General features: G+C 36.7%; 13 protein-coding genes. 8 read left to right on the top strand and 5 right to left on the bottom strand.

What is annotated here, in order from left to right:
- Positions 1-123: 123 nt before the first annotated feature.
- Positions 124-2,100, bottom strand: coding sequence for a dehydrogenase E1 component subunit alpha/beta (locus RBH94_RS13410; RefSeq protein ID WP_307881361.1), 1,977 nt, complete (start codon positions 2,098-2,100; stop codon positions 124-126).
- 148 nt (positions 2,101-2,248) lie between these two features.
- Between RBH94_RS13410 and RBH94_RS13405 the strand changes: the two genes are divergently transcribed.
- The 6 genes from RBH94_RS13405 to RBH94_RS13380 all read left to right on the top strand — a co-directional run bounded on the left by RBH94_RS13405 (position 2,249) and on the right by RBH94_RS13380 (position 7,523).
- On the top strand, positions 2,249-3,199 hold the full coding sequence (locus RBH94_RS13405) for an isopenicillin N synthase family oxygenase (RefSeq protein ID WP_307881360.1): 951 nt from the start codon (positions 2,249-2,251) through the stop codon (positions 3,197-3,199).
- Between the two features lie 4 nt (positions 3,200-3,203).
- The gene (locus RBH94_RS13400; protein WP_307881359.1) at positions 3,204-3,533 is read left to right on the top strand and encodes a translation initiation factor; all 330 of its coding nucleotides are present in this window, start codon (positions 3,204-3,206) and stop codon (positions 3,531-3,533) included.
- A gap of 3 nt (positions 3,534-3,536) precedes the next feature.
- Positions 3,537-4,466 (top strand): DUF1835 domain-containing protein, encoded by a 930-nt coding sequence (locus RBH94_RS13395; protein WP_307881358.1) that lies wholly within the window; start codon positions 3,537-3,539, stop codon positions 4,464-4,466.
- A 1-nt stretch (position 4,467) separates the two neighbouring features.
- Positions 4,468-5,337 carry a nucleoside phosphorylase gene (locus tag RBH94_RS13390; protein ID WP_307881357.1) on the top strand — a complete coding sequence of 290 codons (870 nt, stop codon included), beginning with the start codon at positions 4,468-4,470 and terminating at the stop codon, positions 5,335-5,337.
- Positions 5,338-5,350: 13 nt separating this feature from the next.
- Entirely contained in the window at positions 5,351-6,205 is an 855-nt protein-coding gene (locus RBH94_RS13385; RefSeq protein ID WP_307881356.1) for a substrate-binding domain-containing protein, read from the top strand.
- Between the two features lie 112 nt (positions 6,206-6,317).
- Positions 6,318-7,523, top strand: a complete 1,206-nt coding sequence (locus RBH94_RS13380) for a T9SS type A sorting domain-containing protein (protein ID WP_307881355.1) — start codon at positions 6,318-6,320, stop codon at positions 7,521-7,523.
- Between the two features lie 58 nt (positions 7,524-7,581).
- Here the strand turns inward: RBH94_RS13380 and RBH94_RS13375 are convergent, their stop codons facing one another.
- A complete protein-coding gene (locus tag RBH94_RS13375; protein ID WP_307881354.1) occupies positions 7,582-11,277 on the bottom strand; it encodes a T9SS type A sorting domain-containing protein in 3,696 nt (1,231 codons plus the stop codon).
- Positions 11,278-11,664: 387 nt separating this feature from the next.
- Between RBH94_RS13375 and RBH94_RS13370 the strand changes: the two genes are divergently transcribed.
- On the top strand, positions 11,665-13,053 hold the full coding sequence (locus RBH94_RS13370; RefSeq protein ID WP_307881353.1) for a T9SS type A sorting domain-containing protein: 1,389 nt from the start codon (positions 11,665-11,667) through the stop codon (positions 13,051-13,053).
- A gap of 63 nt (positions 13,054-13,116) precedes the next feature.
- On the opposite strand, the gene RBH94_RS13365 is transcribed toward RBH94_RS13370, so the two are convergent.
- The 3 genes from RBH94_RS13365 to RBH94_RS13355 all read right to left on the bottom strand — a co-directional run bounded on the left by RBH94_RS13365 (position 13,117) and on the right by RBH94_RS13355 (position 20,271).
- Positions 13,117-14,820, bottom strand: a complete 1,704-nt coding sequence (locus RBH94_RS13365; protein ID WP_307881352.1) for a T9SS type A sorting domain-containing protein — start codon at positions 14,818-14,820, stop codon at positions 13,117-13,119.
- A gap of 110 nt (positions 14,821-14,930) precedes the next feature.
- Entirely contained in the window at positions 14,931-18,011 is a 3,081-nt protein-coding gene (locus RBH94_RS13360; RefSeq protein ID WP_307881351.1) for a SprB repeat-containing protein, read from the bottom strand.
- The gene (locus tag RBH94_RS13355) at positions 17,953-20,271 is read right to left on the bottom strand and encodes a SprB repeat-containing protein (protein WP_307881350.1); all 2,319 of its coding nucleotides are present in this window, start codon (positions 20,269-20,271) and stop codon (positions 17,953-17,955) included. Before RBH94_RS13355 ends, RBH94_RS13360 begins: the two co-directional genes overlap by 59 nt.
- A 572-nt stretch (positions 20,272-20,843) precedes the next feature.
- On the opposite strand from RBH94_RS13355, the gene RBH94_RS13350 reads away from it, so the two are divergent.
- Positions 20,844-22,220: a TlpA disulfide reductase family protein gene (locus RBH94_RS13350; RefSeq protein WP_307881349.1), complete on the top strand. Its 1,377-nt coding sequence runs from the start codon at positions 20,844-20,846 to the stop codon at positions 22,218-22,220.

Genomic DNA, 22,220 nt, shown 5'->3' with positions numbered 1-22,220 from the left:
ATTTTAAATTAAACATTCATTTTAACCTAAAAACATCAAAAAAAATACCATGCTAAATAGACTGAAAATTTTTCATAAAAACTGACAAACTTTCACCATAACACTCTTAAAACAAATGTCTTATTAGTAATTCATTAACTCAAGTAACGCATCTTCAAAGCGAACTTTAGGCAGGTATTGTTCCTCTAAACGCTTATTAAAAGGAATTGGGGTATCTAAACTTCCCACCCGCTTTACAGGGGCATCTAGGTACTCAAAACAGTGTTCTGATATTAATGCTGAAATATCGCTGGCAATTCCACCAAAAAGAGAATCTTCCTGAAGAATAATAACACGTCCCGTTTTTTTGACCGAAGTATATATGGCTTCAATATCTAAAGGCTGGATCATTCTTAAATCAATTACATCAGCTTTTATTTCATAATGCCTATCTAAAACCTCCAACGCCCAATGCACCGCGGCGCCATAAGAAATAATGGTAACCTGTTCGCCAGATCTAATAAGTGAGGCTTTTCCAAACGGTAAGGTGTAATAATCTGTGGGTACTTCTTGTTTTATAGTTCGGTACAATCCTTTATGTTCAAAAAACAGCACAGGATTCGGGTCGTTAATAGATGTATTTAATAACCCTTTAGCATCGTATGGAAATGCAGGATAAACTACTTTTAATCCAGGAGTTTTAGTAAACCAGGCTTCATTAGTTTGTGAATGGAATGGTCCTGCTCCCACTCCCGCTCCACATGGCATTCTCAAAACTACATCAGCATGTTGTCCCCAGCGATAAAAACTTTTAGCCAAATAATTCACAACCGGATTAAATCCGGAAGAAATAAAATCGGCAAACTGAAGTTCTACGACGCTTTTCATACCTGCAATTGATAATCCCATTGCTGTTTCAATAATAGCAGACTCACAAATGGGTGTATTCCGAACACGCTCTTTCCCAAAAGCTTCAACAAACCCCTCCGTAATTTTAAACACACCACCATATTCAGCAATATCTTGCCCTATAATCACCAGGTTTTCATGTCGTTGCATGCTTTGTTTTAAACTATCCGAAACAGCATCAACAAATCGAATCTCTTCAACTTTTGAATTAGATTTAAGATATTGAAAATCAAAAACTTGAAAAACATCATTTAATTCATTAATTTCATTAGGAGTAATATCTTCTTCCTCAAATGCTATCTGTAAATTATCGATGATTTCTTTAGTAAATTCAGCTTTTATAGCTTCAATTTGTCCGTCATTTAAAACACCTGTTTCTTTCAAAAACCGCTCATAATTTTCAACAGGATCTTTTTCACCCCAAACATCCATAAGTTCCTGAGGGACATATTTGGTTCCGCTTGCTTCTTCATGACCTCGCATTCTGAAGGTTTTAAATTCAATTAATACAGGACGTGGATTTTCACGAACACTTCTGGCAATTTCTGAAACTTTAGAATAGACTTCAATAATATCATTTCCGTCAATAATGTGTGATTCCATGCCATAACCAACCCCTCGATCAGCAATATGCTCACAATTATATTGCTCGTTTGTTGGCGTTGAGAGTCCGTAACCATTATTTTCAACACAAAATAACACAGGTAATTGCCAAACCGATGCCACATTTAAAGCTTCATGAAAATCTCCTTCGCTGGTTCCGCCTTCTCCACTAAAAACAGCGGTTACCTGATGTTTTTTATTTAATTTAGACGCTAAAGCAATCCCATCGGCAACCCCGAGTTGAGGTCCAAGATGAGAAATCATCCCTACTATTTTGTATTCCTGCGTACCAAAATGAAACGAGCGATCTCTTCCTTTAGTGAATCCAGAGGCTTTCCCCTGCCATTGCGCAAACAATCGGTGCAATGGAATATTTCGAGTTGTAAATACTCCCAAATTTCTATGCATTGGTAATATGTATTCTTCAGCGCCTAATGCCATGGTCACCCCAACCGAAATTGCCTCTTGACCTATACCCGAAAACCACTTACTAATTTTACCCTGACGCAACAATACCAGCATCTTTTCTTCAATCAATCGAGGCTTTAATAATCCTTTATAAATTTCAATTTGTAAATTAGGACTTAGAAATTCGGTGTTAAATTCCATATTTAAGTGGTATAATTAGATGTCGTTTAGTGGGTTGATTTATATCAAATATACTATAAAATAAGTGGACGATAAACAAAATAGTATACGCTAAACTTATCAATGTTTTTGTACATTTGTATAGAGTCTTATTTTAAATAAATGCCACATGAACGTAATTCCTAGTGTAGATTTATCCGATTTTATTTCGGGTGATGCTTCCAGAAAACAGAAATTTGTAGACGCCATCGGTAAAGCTTATGAAGAAATTGGTTTCGTTGCTTTAAAAGGTCATTTTCTAGATGACACCTTGGTTGAAAACCTATATACAGAAGTCAAAAACTTTTTTAACTTACCTCTGGAAACAAAGCAGAAATATGAAATTCCAGGCATTGGAGGACAAAGAGGCTATGTATCTTTTGGAAAGGAGAGTGCTAAAGGCAAAAAAGAAGGCGATTTAAAGGAATTCTGGCATTTCGGACAGTATGTGGAAGATGACGACAAGCTTAAAGCAGAATATCCAGATAACGTAATTGTTGAAGAATTACCTGAATTTAATAAGGTTGGTAAAGAAACCTACCAAATGTTAGAAAAAACTGCGAAATACGTGCTTCGTGCTTTATCGCTTCATTTGGGTTTGGAAGAAACATATTTTGATGAATATATTCATAATGGCAACTCTATTCTTAGGCCAATACACTACCCGCCTATCACAGAAGAACCCAAAGAGGCCGTTCGTGCTGCCGCTCATGGTGATATTAACCTAATTACGTTATTAATGGGGGCTCAAGGTCGTGGTTTGCAAGTACAAAACCATAAAGGCGAATGGATTGATGCCATTGCAGAACCCGACGAATTAATGATTAATGTTGGGGACATGCTCTCTCGACATACAAACAATAAACTTAAATCGACCATACATCGTGTGGTGAATCCTCCAAAAGAACTCTGGAGCACCTCGCGTTACTCTATTCCGTTCTTCATGCACCCTATCAGTAGTATGAAATTAGATGTTTTAGATAGTTGTGTAGACGAAAACACGCCTAAAGCTTTTGAAGATATTACTGCAGGGGAATTTTTAACAGAGCGTTTAATAGAATTAGGACTTATTAAAAAATAAAAAAATGGATTTACAAGACCAGCTAAAAAACCTGTTTCCCGATCACGTGTCGGAAGAACCAACAGAAGAGACAACAGAAGAAACAGGAATATGGATGCAGGACGATCCTTTAATTTGTAAATACGAAAAACGCAAGGGTAAACCTATTACCATTATTGAAGGTTATACTGGTGCTACAAGTGATTTTAAAATATTAGCAAAAGAGATAAAAACCAAATTAAGTGTTGGTGGTAGCTTTAAAGATGATAAAATTATTATTCAAGGAGATTACCGTGATAAAATCATGCAAATGCTTAAAGATAAAGGATTTCTTGTAAAGCGCGTTGGCGGATAAATAATGAGTGAAACTTCACTACATATTACCAACGGCACCGTTTTAACCAACCGATTAGAGGAGTTAAATATAGAAGGTAAAAAACTTACCTGGCAGGAAATGTTATGCGAAGGCCCTGCCGTAGAACAAGTGTACTCTGAGGAATTTTATGCCCTAAGAAAACAGTTTTTTGATGAATTCTATAGTATTGATTTAGAAATTGAAAAAATAAAATCTGCCTTAGATGTTTTAAATCATACCGAAGATTTTACTGAAATTATACTTTGGTTTGAATACGATTTATTCTGTCACATCAACATGATTGCTGTTATTAGTTTAATTCAGCAGAAAAAAATTGAATTACCTCTTTTTTTAGTGTGTAGTGGTCGCGTTAGAAGAAGTAAGAACATGAAAGCCCTTAATGAATTGACAAGTGGGCAGCTTCTTAAGCACTACAACGATAAAATAAAGTTAACTCCGGAAGACATTGATTTAGCTCGAACCGTTTGGAGCATTTACTGTGGAAAAGACCACAACTTATTAAAACCTTATATTCTAAAAGAATCATCGTTCGATTATCTAAGTAATTGCCTTAAGGCGCATTTAGAGCGATTTCCAGCTACCAAGGATGGCTTAAATAATTTAGAACGTAATATCCTTGAAATAGTAAGAGATATTGATGTTAATTCTACGAATCACTTATTAGGATACGCCTTGCATTTTCAGGGGTTCTATGGCTATGGTGATTTGCAATTAATAAGAATCATTGAAACCTTGATGGTTTATATTGATAAAGAAGAAAACAAATTAACCCTAAACCGAAAAGGTCATGAGGTACTATTAGGTACACATCGTTATCTTTCTGAACTAGATAATCGCATGGTTTACGGAGGTGTAAAAAAATCAGATTTTCAATTTAATAGCAGCATCAACCGATTAGTTAAAAACGCATAACATGAGTATTAAAGCTTCCGAACTAATATTAAATCCCGATGGCAGTGTTTATCACTTAAATTTGAAACCCGAAAATATAGCTCAAACCATAATTTTAGTAGGTGATCAGGATCGGGTGGAGAAAGTTTCGAAGCACTTCGACGCTATTGAATTCAAAACTCAAAAGCGTGAATTTAAAACCCATACCGGAACCCTGAAAGGAAAGCGAATTTCCGTCATTTCAACAGGTATCGGACCTGATAATATTGATATTGTTTTAAATGAATTGGACGCATTGGTTAATATCGATTTAGAAACACGCTCTCCCAAAGAAGAGTTAACATCACTAAATATCATTCGAATTGGAACTTCAGGAGCATTGCAGGAATCTATTCCTGTAGACAGCTTTGTCTTAAGCTCCGCGGGTTTAGATATTAACGGTATGCTCCACGCCTATCAAATTGAAGGTATTTGTAATCCAGATTATGAAGACGCTTTTATAAAACATACCGGCTGGAGTATAAACAAAGCAAAACCTATTTTAGTAAAAAATAGCCAAGCTTTAGAAAGTATATTAATTGAAGATCATATCTTTAAAGGTGTAACACTAACTGCTGGTGGCTTTTACGGGCCACAGGGACGTGTTTTACGCCTTCCAGTTCAAGATCCGGATCTAAATAAAAAAATAGACAGTTTTAGTTTTCAGGGAATGACAGTAACAAATCTTGAAATGGAGACGTCTGCAATTTATGGGTTATCCAAACTTTTAGGACATCATGCTGTGTCGTTAAATGCCATTATTGCCAACCGAGCCACCGGAGATTTTAGTAAAAATCCTTCCGAAACGATAGAAAAACTCATAACTTATACACTAAATAAAATTACCATTTAAAAGAGAAGGATTCATGAAGAAAGTTACTATTGGTGGTGTGCCGGAACATTTTAATTTACCTTGGTATTTAACATTAAAGAATGGTGAATACAAGCAGAAGGGTATCAATCTGCGTTGGAAGGATTATCCGGGTGGCACAGGTGCCATGTGTAAAGCGTTACGTGAAAAAGAAATTGATATTGCCATAATCCTTACAGAAGGTATTATTAAAGATATTATTGAAGGAAACCCTAGCAAAATTGTGCAAACTTTTGTTCAGAGTCCTTTAAACTGGGGAATTCATGTTGCTCATCATTCACCCTACAAAACAGTTAAAGATTTAAAAGGAACCAAAGCTGCAATAAGTCGTTATGGTTCAGGATCACATTTAATGGCCTATATCAATGCTGAAAACCATCATTGGGATATAGAAAACGATTTAAATTTTGAAGTTATAAAAGATTTAGATGGCGCCATTGAAGGCCTCACTAATGGTTCTGCCGATTATTTCATGTGGGAAAAATTCACCACCAAACCCATTGTCGACCAGGGTATTTTCAGAAATATTGGCAACTGCCCTACACCCTGGCCATGTTTTGTAATTGCAGTTCGTGAAGATTTTATTGAAAATAATAAAGAGGATCTAAAAACCATTCTAAACATTATCAACACGACTACAGCTGATTTTAAATCTATTCCAAATATAGATAAAACCATAGCCAATCGTTACGAACAGGAACTGGAAGATGTTAGAGAATGGTTAAATATCACCGAATGGTCTCAAAGTTTAATTGATGAGGAAACTGTAATGAATACACAAAAAGAACTTCGTGCCTTAAATATTATTTCAGAAATAGTGTCTTATGATAAGTTAACCTTTAAAATATAAACTCTTATCAAAATTAACTTCTGATAATCTATAAATTAAACAGTTAGACTAATATTAATAAATAACTCATTTTTTTTTTCATAAATTTAATAAAGCCTAAACTTCTTTATTTATGAAAAAAATTACACGCTATTTTCTTTTTATTTTATTAGTATGCAGTATATCTGCAGTAGCTCAACCAACAAACAACTTGCCTTGCGGAGCTATTGAGTTAACTGTTAATGAATCTGGAATTTGCTCAAACCAAGTTTACTCTTTTGATGGCAGTGAAACAGATTCAAATATGGGAATACCTGCTTGTACCAGTAGTTACAGTGGTGAAGATCTATGGTTTAAATTTAATATGCCTGCTGATGGAGCCGTAACCATTAAAACCTCTTACGAATCTGTAATTGATAACATAGATTTAGAGGTGTTTGCAGGGAATGACTGCAACACTTTAACATCTATTGGATGTAATGCTGATGGTAACCCAGATGTTGGTTTAAGTGCTTACTATGCACAAATAGATGTTGTTCAACCTGCCGGAAGCACCGTATACTTTAGAGTTTGGGATGTTGATTATTTAGAAGAAGGTTCTTTTAACGTTTGTGTTTACAAAATAGACTCTCCTATGATTGCTACTAATGATGATTGTAGTAGTCCTATAAATCTTACTTTATCTGCCGATTGTTCTTCACCTATTTTGGCAACAAACTTTCAAGCAACACCTTCAAACGGAATAGACGACCCTAGTTGCGGTATTTACGAAGGATATGATGATGTTTGGTTTACTGTAAATGTTGATGATACCAAATTTTACGATATAACCATAGAAACATCTGAAGACACGGGCTCCGCTTTTTTAGATACGGGTATTGTTGTATATAGTGGCTCCTGTGATGGAACTCTCACCGAAATCGAAAATGGGTGCGATGACGACAAAGGAAATAAAAATTTCTCAAAAGTAACCATTGAAAACCGAAGGAATGAAACCCTTTTTGTTAGGGTTTTTCCATCATTTGAAGCTCAAACAGGAACATTTAACATATGCGCCATCGGAACAGAAACACTTTCCTTAAAATCTCCTGAATTATTTTCTTTTAATCTTTATCCAAACCCAACTAAATCTTTTGTAAACCTAAAATTTAACAACAACATTAGTAGCATGGTTAATATTGATATTTATAATCTTCAGGGCACCCTAGTTCAGAGTACAAAAAAAGAGCTTCAAAACAGTCATTTACAACTAGATGTCTCTTTTCTATCTGATGGTTTTTATTTCTTAAAAGTAAATGATGGTTTAAATTCGCTTTCAAAAAAATTAATTATAAAATAACTTTTAATAAAACAAAAGGCTACTTAATTAAGTAGCCTTTTTCATTTATTACAAAAATTTAAAATTTAACAATCTGCCTTACAATTGATTGATTATTTTCTAAGCTCTTGATTTTAATTAAATACATTCCTTGTTGAAAAGCTTCAAGATGCTCTATTTGGATTTGCTGATTGACATTTTTAACATTTCTGTTAAGAATTAGCCTTCCATTTAAATCAAAAATAGTAATTTCAAAATCTGTATTCACAAAGATTTTTGGAATCATTACTGATATCATTGAGTTAAATGGGTTTGGTTTTACAAACAATTCATTTAATAAAGATTTTTCAACACTTAAACTTTCGCAACCATCAGGTATACCATCATTGTCAGAATCTACAGCATCATCAAATCCAGGGCAAACATCATCACAATCTGCTACACCATCTTGATCGGTATCTATATCTGAAACACCACAACCACAACTTCCCTGATCTGTTTTATTAGGATCATTAGGACAATTATCATCACAATCTGGAGTACCATCTTGATCGGTATCTATATCTGAAACGCCACAACCACAACTTCCTGGGTCTGTTTTATTAGGATCATCAGGACAATTATCATCACAATCTGGAGTGCCATCTTGATCAGAATCTATATCTGAAACGCCACAACCACAACTTCCAGGATCATTTTTATTAGGATCGGAAGGGCATAAATCAGTACAGTCAGGAGTGCCATCTCCATCTGAATCTGTGTCTACTACTCCGCAACCGCAATTACCTGGATCGGTTTTAATAGGGTCGGAAGGACATAAATCATTACAATCTGGAGTACCATCACCATCTGAATCGGTATCAGCTACCCCGCAACCACAACTACCCGGATCGGTTTTATTAGGGTCGGAAGGACATAAATCATTACAATCTGGAGTACCATCACCATCTGAATCGGCATCTGCTACACCACAACCACAATTACCCGGATCGGTTTTATTAGGGTCGGAAGGACATAAATCATTACAATCTGGAGTACCATCTCCATCTGAATCGGTATCTGCTACTCCACAACCACAACTACCAGAATCGACTTTATTGGGGTCATTAGGACAATCATCAACACAATCGGCTACACCATCTTGATCTGTATCCTGAAAACCTTCATCAATGTCTCCATCTCCATCATTATCAATTCCATCACAAGTTTCTGTATCTACACAATCGGCTATTCCATCACCATCTGTATCAGGAAAGCCTTCATCTACATCTCCATCTCCATCATTATCCACTCCATCACAAGTTTCTGTATCTACACAATCAGCTATTCCATCGCCATCTGTATCAGAAAAGCCTTCATCTATTTCTCCATCTGAATCGTTATCAACACCATCACAAACCTCCGTAGCACTTGGGTTAATAGTGTCATCGGCATCATTAGAATCTCCTGAAATAGTAGAATACCCTTCAGGAGCACTTGTTAAGCAAAATTCAACCATCACATCTGTTCCATATCCATCACCATCATTATCGACATAATAGATAATAGGTTCATGAATAGCCGGATTTGTGTCGTCACAATCTGAGTTATCTAAAACATAACCTGCTGGCTGGCTCGGTTCTTCTAAACTAACATTTAGATTTCCAAATCCATCATCATCAGCATCTTCATACCAAACAAAGGAATCTGACCCATCACAATTTTCATCTATACTATTTCCAGGGATTTCATTTGCATTCGGATTAATCTCTGCTACAGCATCATCACAATCCTCACTATTTAAAACATAACCTTGTGGTTGGGTACATTGTGTTAAAGTTGAATTTATATCACCATAACCGTCTTGATCGGAATCTTCGTACCAAACCGTTTCAGGGTTTATTTCTAATTTAGAATCATTACAATCGGTGTTATCTAAAACATAACCCAGTGGTTGATCACATTGTGTTAAAGTTGAATTGATATCACCATAACCATCTTCATCGGAATCTCTATACCAAACGGTATCGGGATTAATATCTGGATCAGTATCATCACAATCAGTAGGATTTAAAATATAGCCTACTGGCTTAGTACATTGTGTCAAAGTTGTATTTATATCACCATAACCATCTTCATCAAAATCTCTATACCAAACGGTATCTGCGTTAATTGCTCCATTATTATCATCACAATCTGTATTATCTAACACATAACCTACTGGCTGCGTACATTGTGTTAAAGTTGAATTTATATCACCATAACCATCTTGATCGGAATCTTCGTACCAAACCGTTTCAGGGCTTATTTCTAATTTAGAATCATTACAATCGGTGTTATCTAAAACATAACCCAGTGGTTGATCACATTGGGTTAAAGTTGAATTGATATCGCCATAACCATCTTCATCAAAATCTCTATACCAAACGGTATCTGGATTAATATTTGGATCATCATCATTACAATCTTCACTGTTAGTAGAAAAACCTGGAGAAGGTGTTAATTCGCATCGCATTGCAACCACAGAAGAACCATAACCATCTTCATCTTTATCTTCATAATACAATTGAGGTTCATAAATAGAAGGGTTACTATCATCACAATCTACTTCGTCACTATAACCATCGTCATCAAAATCTGTAGTGGCTGTTGGTGACCATAAATTCATTGTAAAATTTGGATTAGGGACTGTAAAGGGTTGAGAATACACTCTAAAATAATAGGTATCGCCTACTGTTAATCCAGTATAACTTATTTGTTCCAATGTAGTAACACCTCCATTAATATCACTACAGGATATTTGAGTTAAATTATTGCAATCTCCCGAAAACAAAGTTAAAATAGCATCAAAAGAGGAATTAACAGTGATGTTTATATCTGTTGTTTGTGCTAAAAACGAATACCAAATGTCATCTCTCGCATTAGCTTGTCCATTGCAGGATTCTGCTATAATATCTGTACCAGCACCTCCCGCAACACTACCTTGAATTGTGTTTTCCGATAAATTAACAGATGAAATTCCAGTTTCTTGCAATATTGATATCGCTCCACTACAAAAATCATTAGATGGCGGACCTACAGAAAGTGTTGTAACAACAGGTGTTTCATACCAAATACTATAAGTATTTGCATCACATTTTGACCTAATAAAAACGATATATGCCGTATTTGGCGACAATGCATTTTCTCCTGTTGAAGCGTTTGTGCTTCCGCCAGTGTTACCTGAAGCCACTACTCCCTCCCCTTGAGTATTTCCAGACGGAACAATTTCCCATTCATAATCTACAGGATTATCTCCAGATGCTGGAGCCTGCCAATAAAAATCTAAACGCGTGTTTGACAAATAACTAATTCTGGCACTATTAGTTAAAGGCTCGTAACACGTGGGCAGGTTATCTAAATTTATTAGTGAAATAGTGTGATTTCCATTATCAATTGAACTACACCCTGAATTTAAATGAATATGTATTTGAATGGTATTATCATCAACTTGCCCTGGCTGAAATTGATATGTTAAAGGCGATGTTCCTTGAGCTAAAATATTATCGCCAGAAGAATCTCTTATGGTAATATAATCGTTTACATTAGTTATAGCAGATGTAAATGTATATTCGTTTTCTAGGATATTAGAAACTGTTACATACTCATTTGGAATAATATATTGTGTTACAATTTCAGTATACCCATTATTAATTGCCACGTAAGCATTTTCAATTTCTGTATTACTTCTGCAATCTTGCGGATACATCAAACTGATATTAAGTAGAATAAATGCTAAAACAGTAATTTTTTTCATAAATATATAGCTTTGAAGGTGTTTATTAAATATAGAATATTCTTAGCCAAAGTTTACGATTAGTAGATGTATAGCAAAAAAAACTGATGATCTGATAATGAATGAATTAAAATTATTTTTATTACACCAAAAAGTTGTAATTAATCATCTCATTTCGTTTATATTTGCGCGGCTGTTTTTAATACGCTATTTACAATACTTTATTGATTAACAATTTATTACAGCATCATTTTCTCACAATTTCAAAATCTGTATCTGTATAAATTTTCTTTCTTTTAATAGAAATAAATAAGAAAATTATCGTTTAAAAGCTTAAAAATCAGATTATTGGTTGCTAATTAACATTTGTTTATTTATGTTTATCGTCAATTTTAAGATTATGACGATATGAAAACAACTTTACTACCTTATATTTTATTTATATTTTTAAGCTTGAGCTTTTCTTGTTATTCACAGTTATTTAGCTCGAAAAAAAATATATCCTCTACAGGATCTAGTCCTTTTGTAATACAATCCGGAAACTTAGATAATGATAATTTGCCTGATATTTTAATAGGTACCCTAAGCAGTACAGTTGAATGGTATAAAAATAATGGTGATGCTACTTTTTCAAAACAAAAAGATATATCTAATAATCTGCGTTATGTTAAAAGTGTAGCTATTGCAGATTTAGACTTAGACAACCACAATGACATCATTGCTATTTCCAATATCGATAATCAATTAGTATGGTTTAAAAATGATGGCAACGGAAATTTTGGTAGTGCTAAATTGATTTCATCCGCATTAGATAGACCTGTAGTTATTAAAACAGGTAAATTTGATAATAACAATAGTATCGACATCGCTGTTGCAGACTATGAAGGGAATCAAATTGTGTGTTTTACAAATAATGGCTCTGGGAATTTTAGTTCAGGCAAAGTAATAATAACCCCTCCTGTAATAGCAAAACCCGGAGATATTGACTTAGCGGATTATGATAAAGATGGTGACTTAGATGTAGTTGTTGCTTATTCTCAAACAAAAAACGTATTTGTCTATTATAATGACTTGGGTCAAACAGGTTTATTAAATTTTACAACTTCTGAATTTGTAGCTGGAGGTATATCAGGAATTACAGATGTCTCCTTTTCAGATATTGATAATAATAATCAATTAGATATTTTAGTAGTGGCAGGAAGTAGTAATATTGTTAACTGGTACAGCAGAGAAGCCTCTGAAAACCATGTAGCTAATTCAATCACAAGTAGTAACATGCCTTATAATGCTTTAGTTGGAGATTTAAATAATAACAATAAGCAAGATATTGTTTTAAGTTATGCTAGTACAAATGTTGCTGATCAAATTTCATATTTTGAGAGTTCTAACTCTGGAACATTTATGACTGAATCAATAATAGACAATACTCAGGATGATATTATTTTTACAATTAATGATTTTGACAATGATGGTGATCTAGACATTGCAAGCGTTGCTAAAAATGAAAGTACCTTAAGTTGGTTTGAAAACCAAACTATAAACTCAAAGTCTTTAAGTAATTCTAATTTTGAAACTACCCCTATAAAATTTTATCCAAATCCGACTAAAAGTGTTTTATACTTCGAAAATTTACATAATAGCAATAAAAATATCACGATCTATAACATATTAGGCCGAAAAGTTATGAGTAGTAAAATTAATAATTCAAATACTTTAGATGTAAGTAAACTATCTAATGGCTTATATATTATTCGGTTTATAGAAACAAATACTTCTGTAAAATTTATTAAAGAATAATACTCAATAAAATAAGAAAAGCAGCCAAAAAGGCTGCTTTTTATTTTTAGTTAAAAATATCATCTATCTTTTAATTTGTTGTTTCTTAGAAGAAATTACTTTTTTAACTAAGGTTCCTTTATTAGTCGTTAATCTTACAAAGTACATTTGATCATTAAATCTTGAAAAATCTAGTTTGGTTCTATCAACTGTACCTCTTCTATAATTATTATTCTCTGCTTTTTGTATTACAGCTCCTTTAAGATCATAAACATCAATCTTAACGTTAGTTTCGTAATCAAATTTGTAGCTAACTGTTACTTCTTCCTCAAACGGTACAGGATACGCAGTAAATGTTACAGCTTTAGTATCTCCAACTTTACCCCATCCTCCTGTATCAACCTCACATTCAGGATATACAAAAGACGCGCTAGGCGGAGAAAATGCACCTCCCTCCATAGGCGATGCTGGTAAATATAACCCATCTGGAATATCTGTTTTACAAACTACAGCATGAGCTATAAAGTAAAAATCTCCCGAAGCCACAATTGAAGGTGTGCTAAATGTTGTTTGCACATATCCTAAATCGCCAGCGTTAAAGCTATATTGCCCAGGAGCTACCGTATAATCACCTTTTTTAGTTTTAGGATAAGGATCACAACCAACATATACGTGAGCTTCTGATAAAACAAAACCTTCAAGCATTTCATAAACCACATCAACTGTACCATCTTCTGCATAATTTAAGGTAACAGTACCTGCGTAATCACCTTTACTTATGTCACATCGTCCTGCTCCAGCATATAAAGAGAATTCATGCGATCCAAATTCAGTTATTTTATTAACCCAACCCCATCTCTGGAAACCATCATTTCTAAAACAGCTACTAACTCCATTATCTCCATCATTCACGTATACTAAACCATTTTCAATATAAGTAGCCACTCCAAATGCTGTTTCACAACTAGGCACACAATTATATAAATTAGCGGTTACTATACAGGTTGTTTGACATCCTTTAGCATCAGTAATTGTTGCAGTGAAGATCTCCCCAATCACAGCACCATAAGCTGTTGTGCTTTCGGATGTATCATCATCATATGTAGCAGAACCTGTACTTGTCCATTTTATCTGATAAGGAGCAGTACCTCCTGTAGGAACAACACTTAATGAAATCGGCAATCCTTCACACATTAATTCTCCGGTAGAGGCATTACACTCTAATAAAGGAGGTAACATAACCTCATAACTCGCATAGGCTTTACATCCGTTGTCGTCGGTTACTTCCAAATTGTATGTTCCCGCTGCTAATCCACTAATGTCCTCTGTGGAAGCTGTATACCCATCAGGACCTGTCCAGCTATAGGTGAACGGTGATACCCCATTGGTTAATGTAGCATCTATACTACCATCATCACTGGTACCATCCTCATCGTTACACGTAACATCCGTACCTGTTGCACTGGCACTGAAGGCTTCTGGTAACATAACCTCATAACTCGCATAGGCTTTACATCCGTTGTCGTCGGTTACTTCCAAATTGTATGTTCCCGCTGCTAATCCACTAATGTCCTCTGTGGAAGCTGTATACCCATCAGGACCTGTCCAGCTATAGGTGAACGGTGATACCCCATTGGTTAATGTAGCATCTATACTACCATCATCACTGGTACCATCCTCATCGTTACACGTAACATCCGTACCTGTTGCACTGGCACTGAAGGCTTCTGGTAACATAACCTCATAACTCGCATAGGCTTTACATCCGTTGTCGTCGGTTACTTCCAAATTGTATGTTCCCGCTGCTAATCCACTAATGTCCTCTGTGGAAGCTGTATACCCATCAGGACCTGTCCAGCTATAGGTGAACGGTGATACCCCATTGGTTAATGTAGCATCTATACTACCATCATCACTGGTACCATCCTCATGTTACACGTAACATCCGTACCTGTTGCACTGGCACTGAAGGCTTCTGGTAACATAACCTCATAACTCGCATAGGCTTTACATCCGTTGTCGTCGGTTACTTCCAAATTGTATGTTCCCGCTGCTAATCCACTAATGTCCTCTGTGGAAGCTGTATACCCATCAGGACCTGTCCAGCTATAGGTGAACGGTGATACCCCATTGGTTAATGTAGCATCTATACTACCATCATCACTGGTACCATCCTCATCGTTACACGTAACATCCGTACCTGTTGCACTAGCACTGAAGGCTTCTGGTAACATAACCTCATAACTCGCATAGGCTTTACATCCGTTGTCGTCGGTTACTTCCAAATTGTATGTTCCCGCTGCTAATCCACTAATGTCCTCTGTGGAAGCTGTATACCCATCAGGACCTGTCCAGCTATAGGTGAACGGTGATACCCCATTGGTTAATGTAGCATCTATACTACCATCATCACTGGTACCATCCTCATCGTTACACGTAACATCCGTACCTGTTGCACTAGCACTGAAGGCTTCTGGTAACATAACCTCATAACTCGCATAGGCTTTACATCCGTTGTCGTCGGTTACTTCCAAATTGTATGTTCCCGCTGCTAATCCACTAATGTCCTCTGTGGAAGCTGTATACCCATCAGGACCTGTCCAGCTATAGGTGAACGGTGATACCCCATTGGTTAATGTAGCATCTATACTACCATCATCACTGGTACCATCCTCATCGTTACACGTAACATCCGTACCTGTTGCACTAGCACTGAAGGCTTCTGGTAACATAACCTCATAACTCGCATAGGCTTTACATCCGTTGTCGTCGGTTACTTCCAAATTGTATGTTCCCGCTGCTAATCCACTAATGTCCTCTGTGGAAGCTGTATACCCATCAGGACCTGTCCAGCTATAGGTGAACGGTGATACCCCATTGGTTAATGTAGCATCTATACTACCATCATCACTGGTACCATCCTCATCGTTACACGTAACATCCGTACCTGTTGCACTAGCACTGAAGGCTTCTGGTAACATAACCTCATAACTCGCATAGGCTTTACATCCGTTGTCGTCGGTTACTTCCAAATTGTATGTTCCCGCTGCTAATCCACTAATGTCCTCTGTGGAAGCTGTATACCCATCAGGACCTGTCCAGCTATAGGTGAACGGTGATACCCCATTGGTTAATGTAGCATCTATACTACCATCATCACTGGTACCATCCTCATCGTTACACGTAACATCCGTACCTGTTGCACTAGCACTGAAGGCTTCTGGTAACATAACCTCATAACTCGCATAGGCTTTACATCCGTTGTCGTCGGTTACTTCCAAATTGTATGTTCCCGCTGCTAATCCACTAATGTCCTCTGTGGAAGCTGTATACCCATCAGGACCTGTCCAGCTATAGGTGAACGGTGATACCCCATTGGTTAATGTAGCATCTATACTACCATCATCACTGGTACCATCCTCATCGTTACACGTAACATCCGTACCTGTTGCACTGGCACTGAAGGCTTCTGGTAACATAACCTCATAACTCGCATAGGCTTTACATCCGTTGTCGTCGGTTACTTCCAAATTGTATGTTCCCGCTGCTAATCCACTAATGTCCTCTGTGGAAGCTGTATACCCATCAGGACCTGTCCAGCTATAGGTGAACGGTGATACCCCATTGGTTAATGTAGCATCTATACTACCATCATCACTGGTACCATCCTCATCGTTACACGTAACATCCGTACCTGTTGCACTGGCACTGAAGGCTTCTGGTAACATAACCTCATAACTCGCATAGGCTTTACATCCGTTGTCGTCGGTTACTTCCAAATTGTATGTTCCCGCTGCTAATCCACTAATGTCCTCTGTGGAAGCTGTATACCCATCAGGACCTGTCCAGCTATAGGTGAACGGTGATACCCCATTGGTTAATGTAGCATCTATACTACCATCATCACTGGTACCATCCTCATCGTTACACGTAACATCCGTACCTGTTGCACTGGCACTGAAGGCTTCTGGTAACATAACCTCATAACTCGCATAGGCTTTACATCCGTTGTCGTCGGTTACTTCCAAATTGTATGTTCCCGCTGCTAATCCACTAATGTCCTCTGTGGAAGCTGTATACCCATCAGGACCTGTCCAGCTATAGGTGAACGGTGATACCCCATTGGTTAATGTAGCATCTATACTACCATCATCACTGGTACCATCCTCATCGTTACACGTAACATCCGTACCTGTTGCACTGGCACTGAAGGCTTCTGGTAACATAACCTCATAACTCGCATAGGCTTTACATCCGTTGTCGTCGGTTACTTCCAAATTGTATGTTCCCGCTGCTAATCCACTAATGTCCTCTGTGGAAGCTGTATACCCATCAGGACCTGTCCAGCTATAGGTGAACGGTGATACCCCATTGGTTAATGTAGCATCTATACTACCATCATCACTGGTACCATCCTCATCGTTACACGTAACATCCGTACCTGTTGCACTAGCACTGAAGGCTTCTGGTAACATAACCTCATAACTCGCATAGGCTTTACATCCGTTGTCGTCGGTTACTTCCAAATTGTATGTTCCCGCTGCTAATCCACTAATGTCCTCTGTGGAAGCTGTATACCCATCAGGACCTGTCCAGCTATAGGTGAACGGTGATACCCCATTGGTTAATGTAGCATCTATACTACCATCATCACTGGTACCATCCTCATCGTTACACGTAACATCCGTACCTGTTGCACTAGCACTGAAGGCTTCTGGTAACATAACCTCATAACTCGCATAGGCTTTACATCCGTTGTCGTCGGTTACTTCCAAATTGTATGTTCCCGCTGCTAATCCACTAATGTCCTCTGTGGAAGCTGTATACCCATCAGGACCTGTCCAGCTATAGGTGAACGGTGATACCCCATTGGTTAATGTAGCATCTATACTACCATCATCACTGGTACCATCCTCATCGTTACGTAACATCCGTACCTGTTGCACTGGCACTGAAGGCTTCTGGTAACATAACCTCATAACTCGCATAGGCTTTACATCCGTTGTCGTCGGTTACTTCCAAATTGTATGTTCCCGCTGCTAATCCACTAATGTCCTCTGTGGAAGCTGTATACCCATCAGGACCTGTCCAGCTATAGGTGAACGGTGATACCCCATTGGTTAATGTAGCATCTATACTACCATCATCACTGGTACCATCCTCATCGTTACACGTAACATCCGTACCTGTTGCACTGGCACTGAAGGCTTCTGGTAACATAACCTCATAACTCGCATAGGCTTTACATCCGTTGTCGTCGGTTACTTCCAAATTGTATGTTCCCGCTGCTAATCCACTAATGTCCTCTGTGGAAGCTGTATACCCATCAGGACCTGTCCAGCTATAGGTGAACGGTGATACCCCATTGGTTAATGTAGCATCTATACTACCATCATCACTGGTACCATCCTCATCGTTATCTGACGTAACATCCGTACCTGTTGCACTGGCACTGAAGGCTTCTGGTAACATAACCTCATAACTCGCATAGGCTTTACATCCGTTGTCGTCGGTTACTTCCAAATTGTATGTTCCCGCTGCTAATCCACTAATGTCCTCTGTGGAAGCTGTATACCCATCAGGACCTGTCCAGCTATAGGTGAACGGTGATACCCCATTGGTTAACGTAGCATCTATACTACCATCATCACTGGTACCATCCTCATCGTTACAGGTTACATCTGTACCTGTTGCACTCGCACTAAAGGCATCTGGATTTATTAAAACAACCTCCTCTTCGACATAACACCCTGCAGGAAGCTGAGCCTTAACCATATAAGTGCCTGCTGGAAGATTCGAAAACAAATGACCATCTAGCTCACTACCCAAGACAGGGGTGCTATAACCATTTCCATCATTTATTGAGTATGTTATTGTATTTAAATAAGGACTGGGCTCAACTTTTATAGAACCGTCATCACTTGTACCATCCTCATCGTTACAAGTTGGATTCGTGCTAACAATTTCAATTTCTAGAGGCCTTGTATTTCCAAATTGAATTGGCCCCACTAAATCTTTTAACTCAGATACAAAAGATGTAGAGGATCGAGTTTTAACCATTACACTTCCTAAAAAAGGCTCACAAGGTTGATCTTCCCCATTTATATCCAAACTTAAAAACGTACCGTCTACAGCAAACTCTGCAAATTGTAAAGTTGAATAATTTGCATATAATTGCCCCCCAGGTTTAACAGTATCCCAACCGTCTGGACCATCCACTTCATTAAATTCATTAACTTGAGCATATGCCTCAACTCCTAGCTGAACCTGAGCATATCCAAATGTAGTGGTTCCTTCACCTCCATCATATCTTGGGAAATTACCATTTCCATCTCCAAATGTAAATGGCGCTGCATTATAACTATTAAATAGCTCAAACCAAGTATCATCTTTTCCGTTTAAATCCATCCAAATAAAAACTCTGGTATCTGCTGCACCCCCACCATTTTCATAATTCATAGAAAAGGATACATCTCCATTTTCTACAATAGAACCTTGAAAACCTGGAGTTATCATGTCAAACACATAAGCTGTTCGTCCATCATCTTCCCCTCCCGAAGTCCAGACACCTCCAGAATAATCAATACCTTTCCTATAAAATTCGACATCTAAATAACTAGTCCCATTTGTGGCTCTTGTTGATACCCCAAAATAAGCCCATATTTTACCATTTGGATCTTCACGTATGTGTAGATACGTATCCACAATATCATTTTTTTGAGGACCCCCTGAACCTTCTCCAACCGTCCAGGTTGTTGGATTATCTGCATTAGAATCTGATCCTGATGTAAAGAAAGAATTATCCACCTTATTTCCATCTGTTCTTGGGTCTCTATTGTAAAAAGCATCAATCCAAAGATAAGTTAGCCCATCGGGAGCCAAAACAGGTGTGTAAGCTGGAACAGATTGCCCCAAAGTAAAGCTTAGGTTTGTTCCTGCTAACAATCCTGCAGGAACATCAGAAACATCTATAATTCCATTCCCTCCATTTGAGCCTATAAACCAGTCATCACTGGGGACACTATTACCACTTACAGGTCCTAGTTCTCCCGAATAAACATCAGCGTCAACACCAAATCCTCCTACCACATCAGATCCTAATGTAATCTGCGCCTTAACCGTAGTGACGCTAAACAAAAAAAGCATGAATAAAACTAAGCTCGAGGCTCGTTTTACATGCTTTATTAACCAATAGCAATATGCTGTTCGATTAGTAAATCGTTGAGTAAAATTGTTCATTAACATAACAGTAGTTTTAATTAGTAAATATGTTAACACAACAATCGTAAAGTTCAGAATACAACATCTGCATAAAACAAATGAAGTATCATTCTAGAACAAGGTGACATGTGGGCATTTTAATTACCTAACAGTCGTAAATTTTTAATACATAGATAAAATAAGGGCACTTAACCCAACAAAAGAAAAAGTTTAGAAAACCTAAATAATTATATAACAAATTATTCAAGTAAACTTGATAGTACAAGGATGAAAATAGGGCATTTCAAACTGCTATTAATCAAAATGCGCTTTTAACTATTAAAGAGAATAATAATATAAATATGTAAAGAATATGAGAGAATGGGTTATAACAAATATATGTAATAAAATACTGTTTAGCAAGAAGATTTTACCTTATTATTTATTTTTAGACCATCCGCAGATTAAACCGACAAACAGATAAATTTCAATTTCTTTGAATAAAAAGTTTTTAAAGATACGCACAGTATTAAATCGTTAATATTAAGTGAAAGTTGCCTTGTAAACCACGTGTTTTTATATTTTTGAAAACATTAAATCTAAAATCAAACATGAAAAAACTACTAATCTTATCTACAGCTGTTGCTATGATAGCCTGTAAAGAAACGCCACAAGTAGATTACGCCCTTATTGGTGGAACTATTACAAATTTTAAAACTAACACCAAAGTAACCATTAATACGCCTGATGGGTCTGTTAAAGAAGATTTAATGGTTGCTGAAAACGGCACTTTTGCAGATACTCTAAATACTAATAAAAATCTTTACGCGCTTTACGACGGAAAGACCCCTATTTATCTTTATGTAGAACCAGGTTTTAATCTGAATATTAATTACGATATTAACGATGTTCAAAATTCCTTGGCAATTACAGGAAAAGGTGCTGAGATTAACAATTACTTAATTGCTAAAAGAAAAAAAGAAGGGGAATTATTCGGTAATCCGAGAGAGACATATAAGCTTGAAGAAGCCGATTATAAAGCTAAGTTAAACGAGATTAAAACTGAACTTTCTTCTTTACTTAATGAAACTACTGGACTTCCGGAAGACTTTAAAGCCAAAGAGTTAAGAAATATTAATTACTTCTATTTAATGCTTCATGATAACTACGAAAATGCGCACCGTGCTTTAACGCAAAATCCAACATTCAAGGTGTCTGAAGAATTCATGAAAGAATTAGAAAACGTAGATTTTTCAAGCCAAGAGGATTTTAAATACTCTACATATTATAAAAACTTAGTGTCTGCTCACTACAGAAATAAAGCACAGGAATTAGTTAAAAATGATTCCATTGATTATGAAGTAGCTTACCTAAAATCTGTAGCAACAATTACCAATGCAGAAATGAAAAACACTTTAGCTTTCGAATTTGCAAACCAATACATTGGTCGTGCAGAGGATGTTGAAGCGTTTTATAACTTATACATTGAAAACTCAACAAACGAAGAAAACAATGAGATTATTAAAGAGAAGTACAATAAGTTAATGGCTTTAGCTAAAGGGAAACCTTCTCCAATATTCACTGATTATGTAAATTATGAAGGTGGTAAAACATCTTTAGCTGACTTAAAAGGAAAATATGTTTACGTTGATGTTTGGGCTACCTGGTGCGGACCATGTAAACGTGAAATTCCTTTCTTAAAAGAAGTTGAAGAAAAATTTCATGATAAAAACATTGAATTTGTAAGCATCTCAATCGACCAACAAAAAGATTTTGAAAAGTGGAAATCTATGGTGGCTGAGAAAGAACTTAAAGGTGTTCAGTTATTTGCTGATAGCGACTGGAAATCATCATTCGTTCAAGAGTATCAAATTAATGGAATTCCTCGTTTCATCTTAATCGATCCGAATGGAAATATCGTTAACTCAAACGCTCCAAGACCTTCAAATCCTGAATTAACAGAATTATTTACGTCTTTAGACATTTAA

The sequence above is a fragment of the Aestuariibaculum sp. YM273 genome, from assembly GCF_030908365.1.
Taxonomy (GTDB): domain Bacteria; phylum Bacteroidota; class Bacteroidia; order Flavobacteriales; family Flavobacteriaceae; genus Aestuariibaculum; species Aestuariibaculum marinum.
The sequence above is the reverse complement of the archived record's forward strand: the minus strand, read 5'-3'. Positions and strand labels throughout refer to the sequence as shown.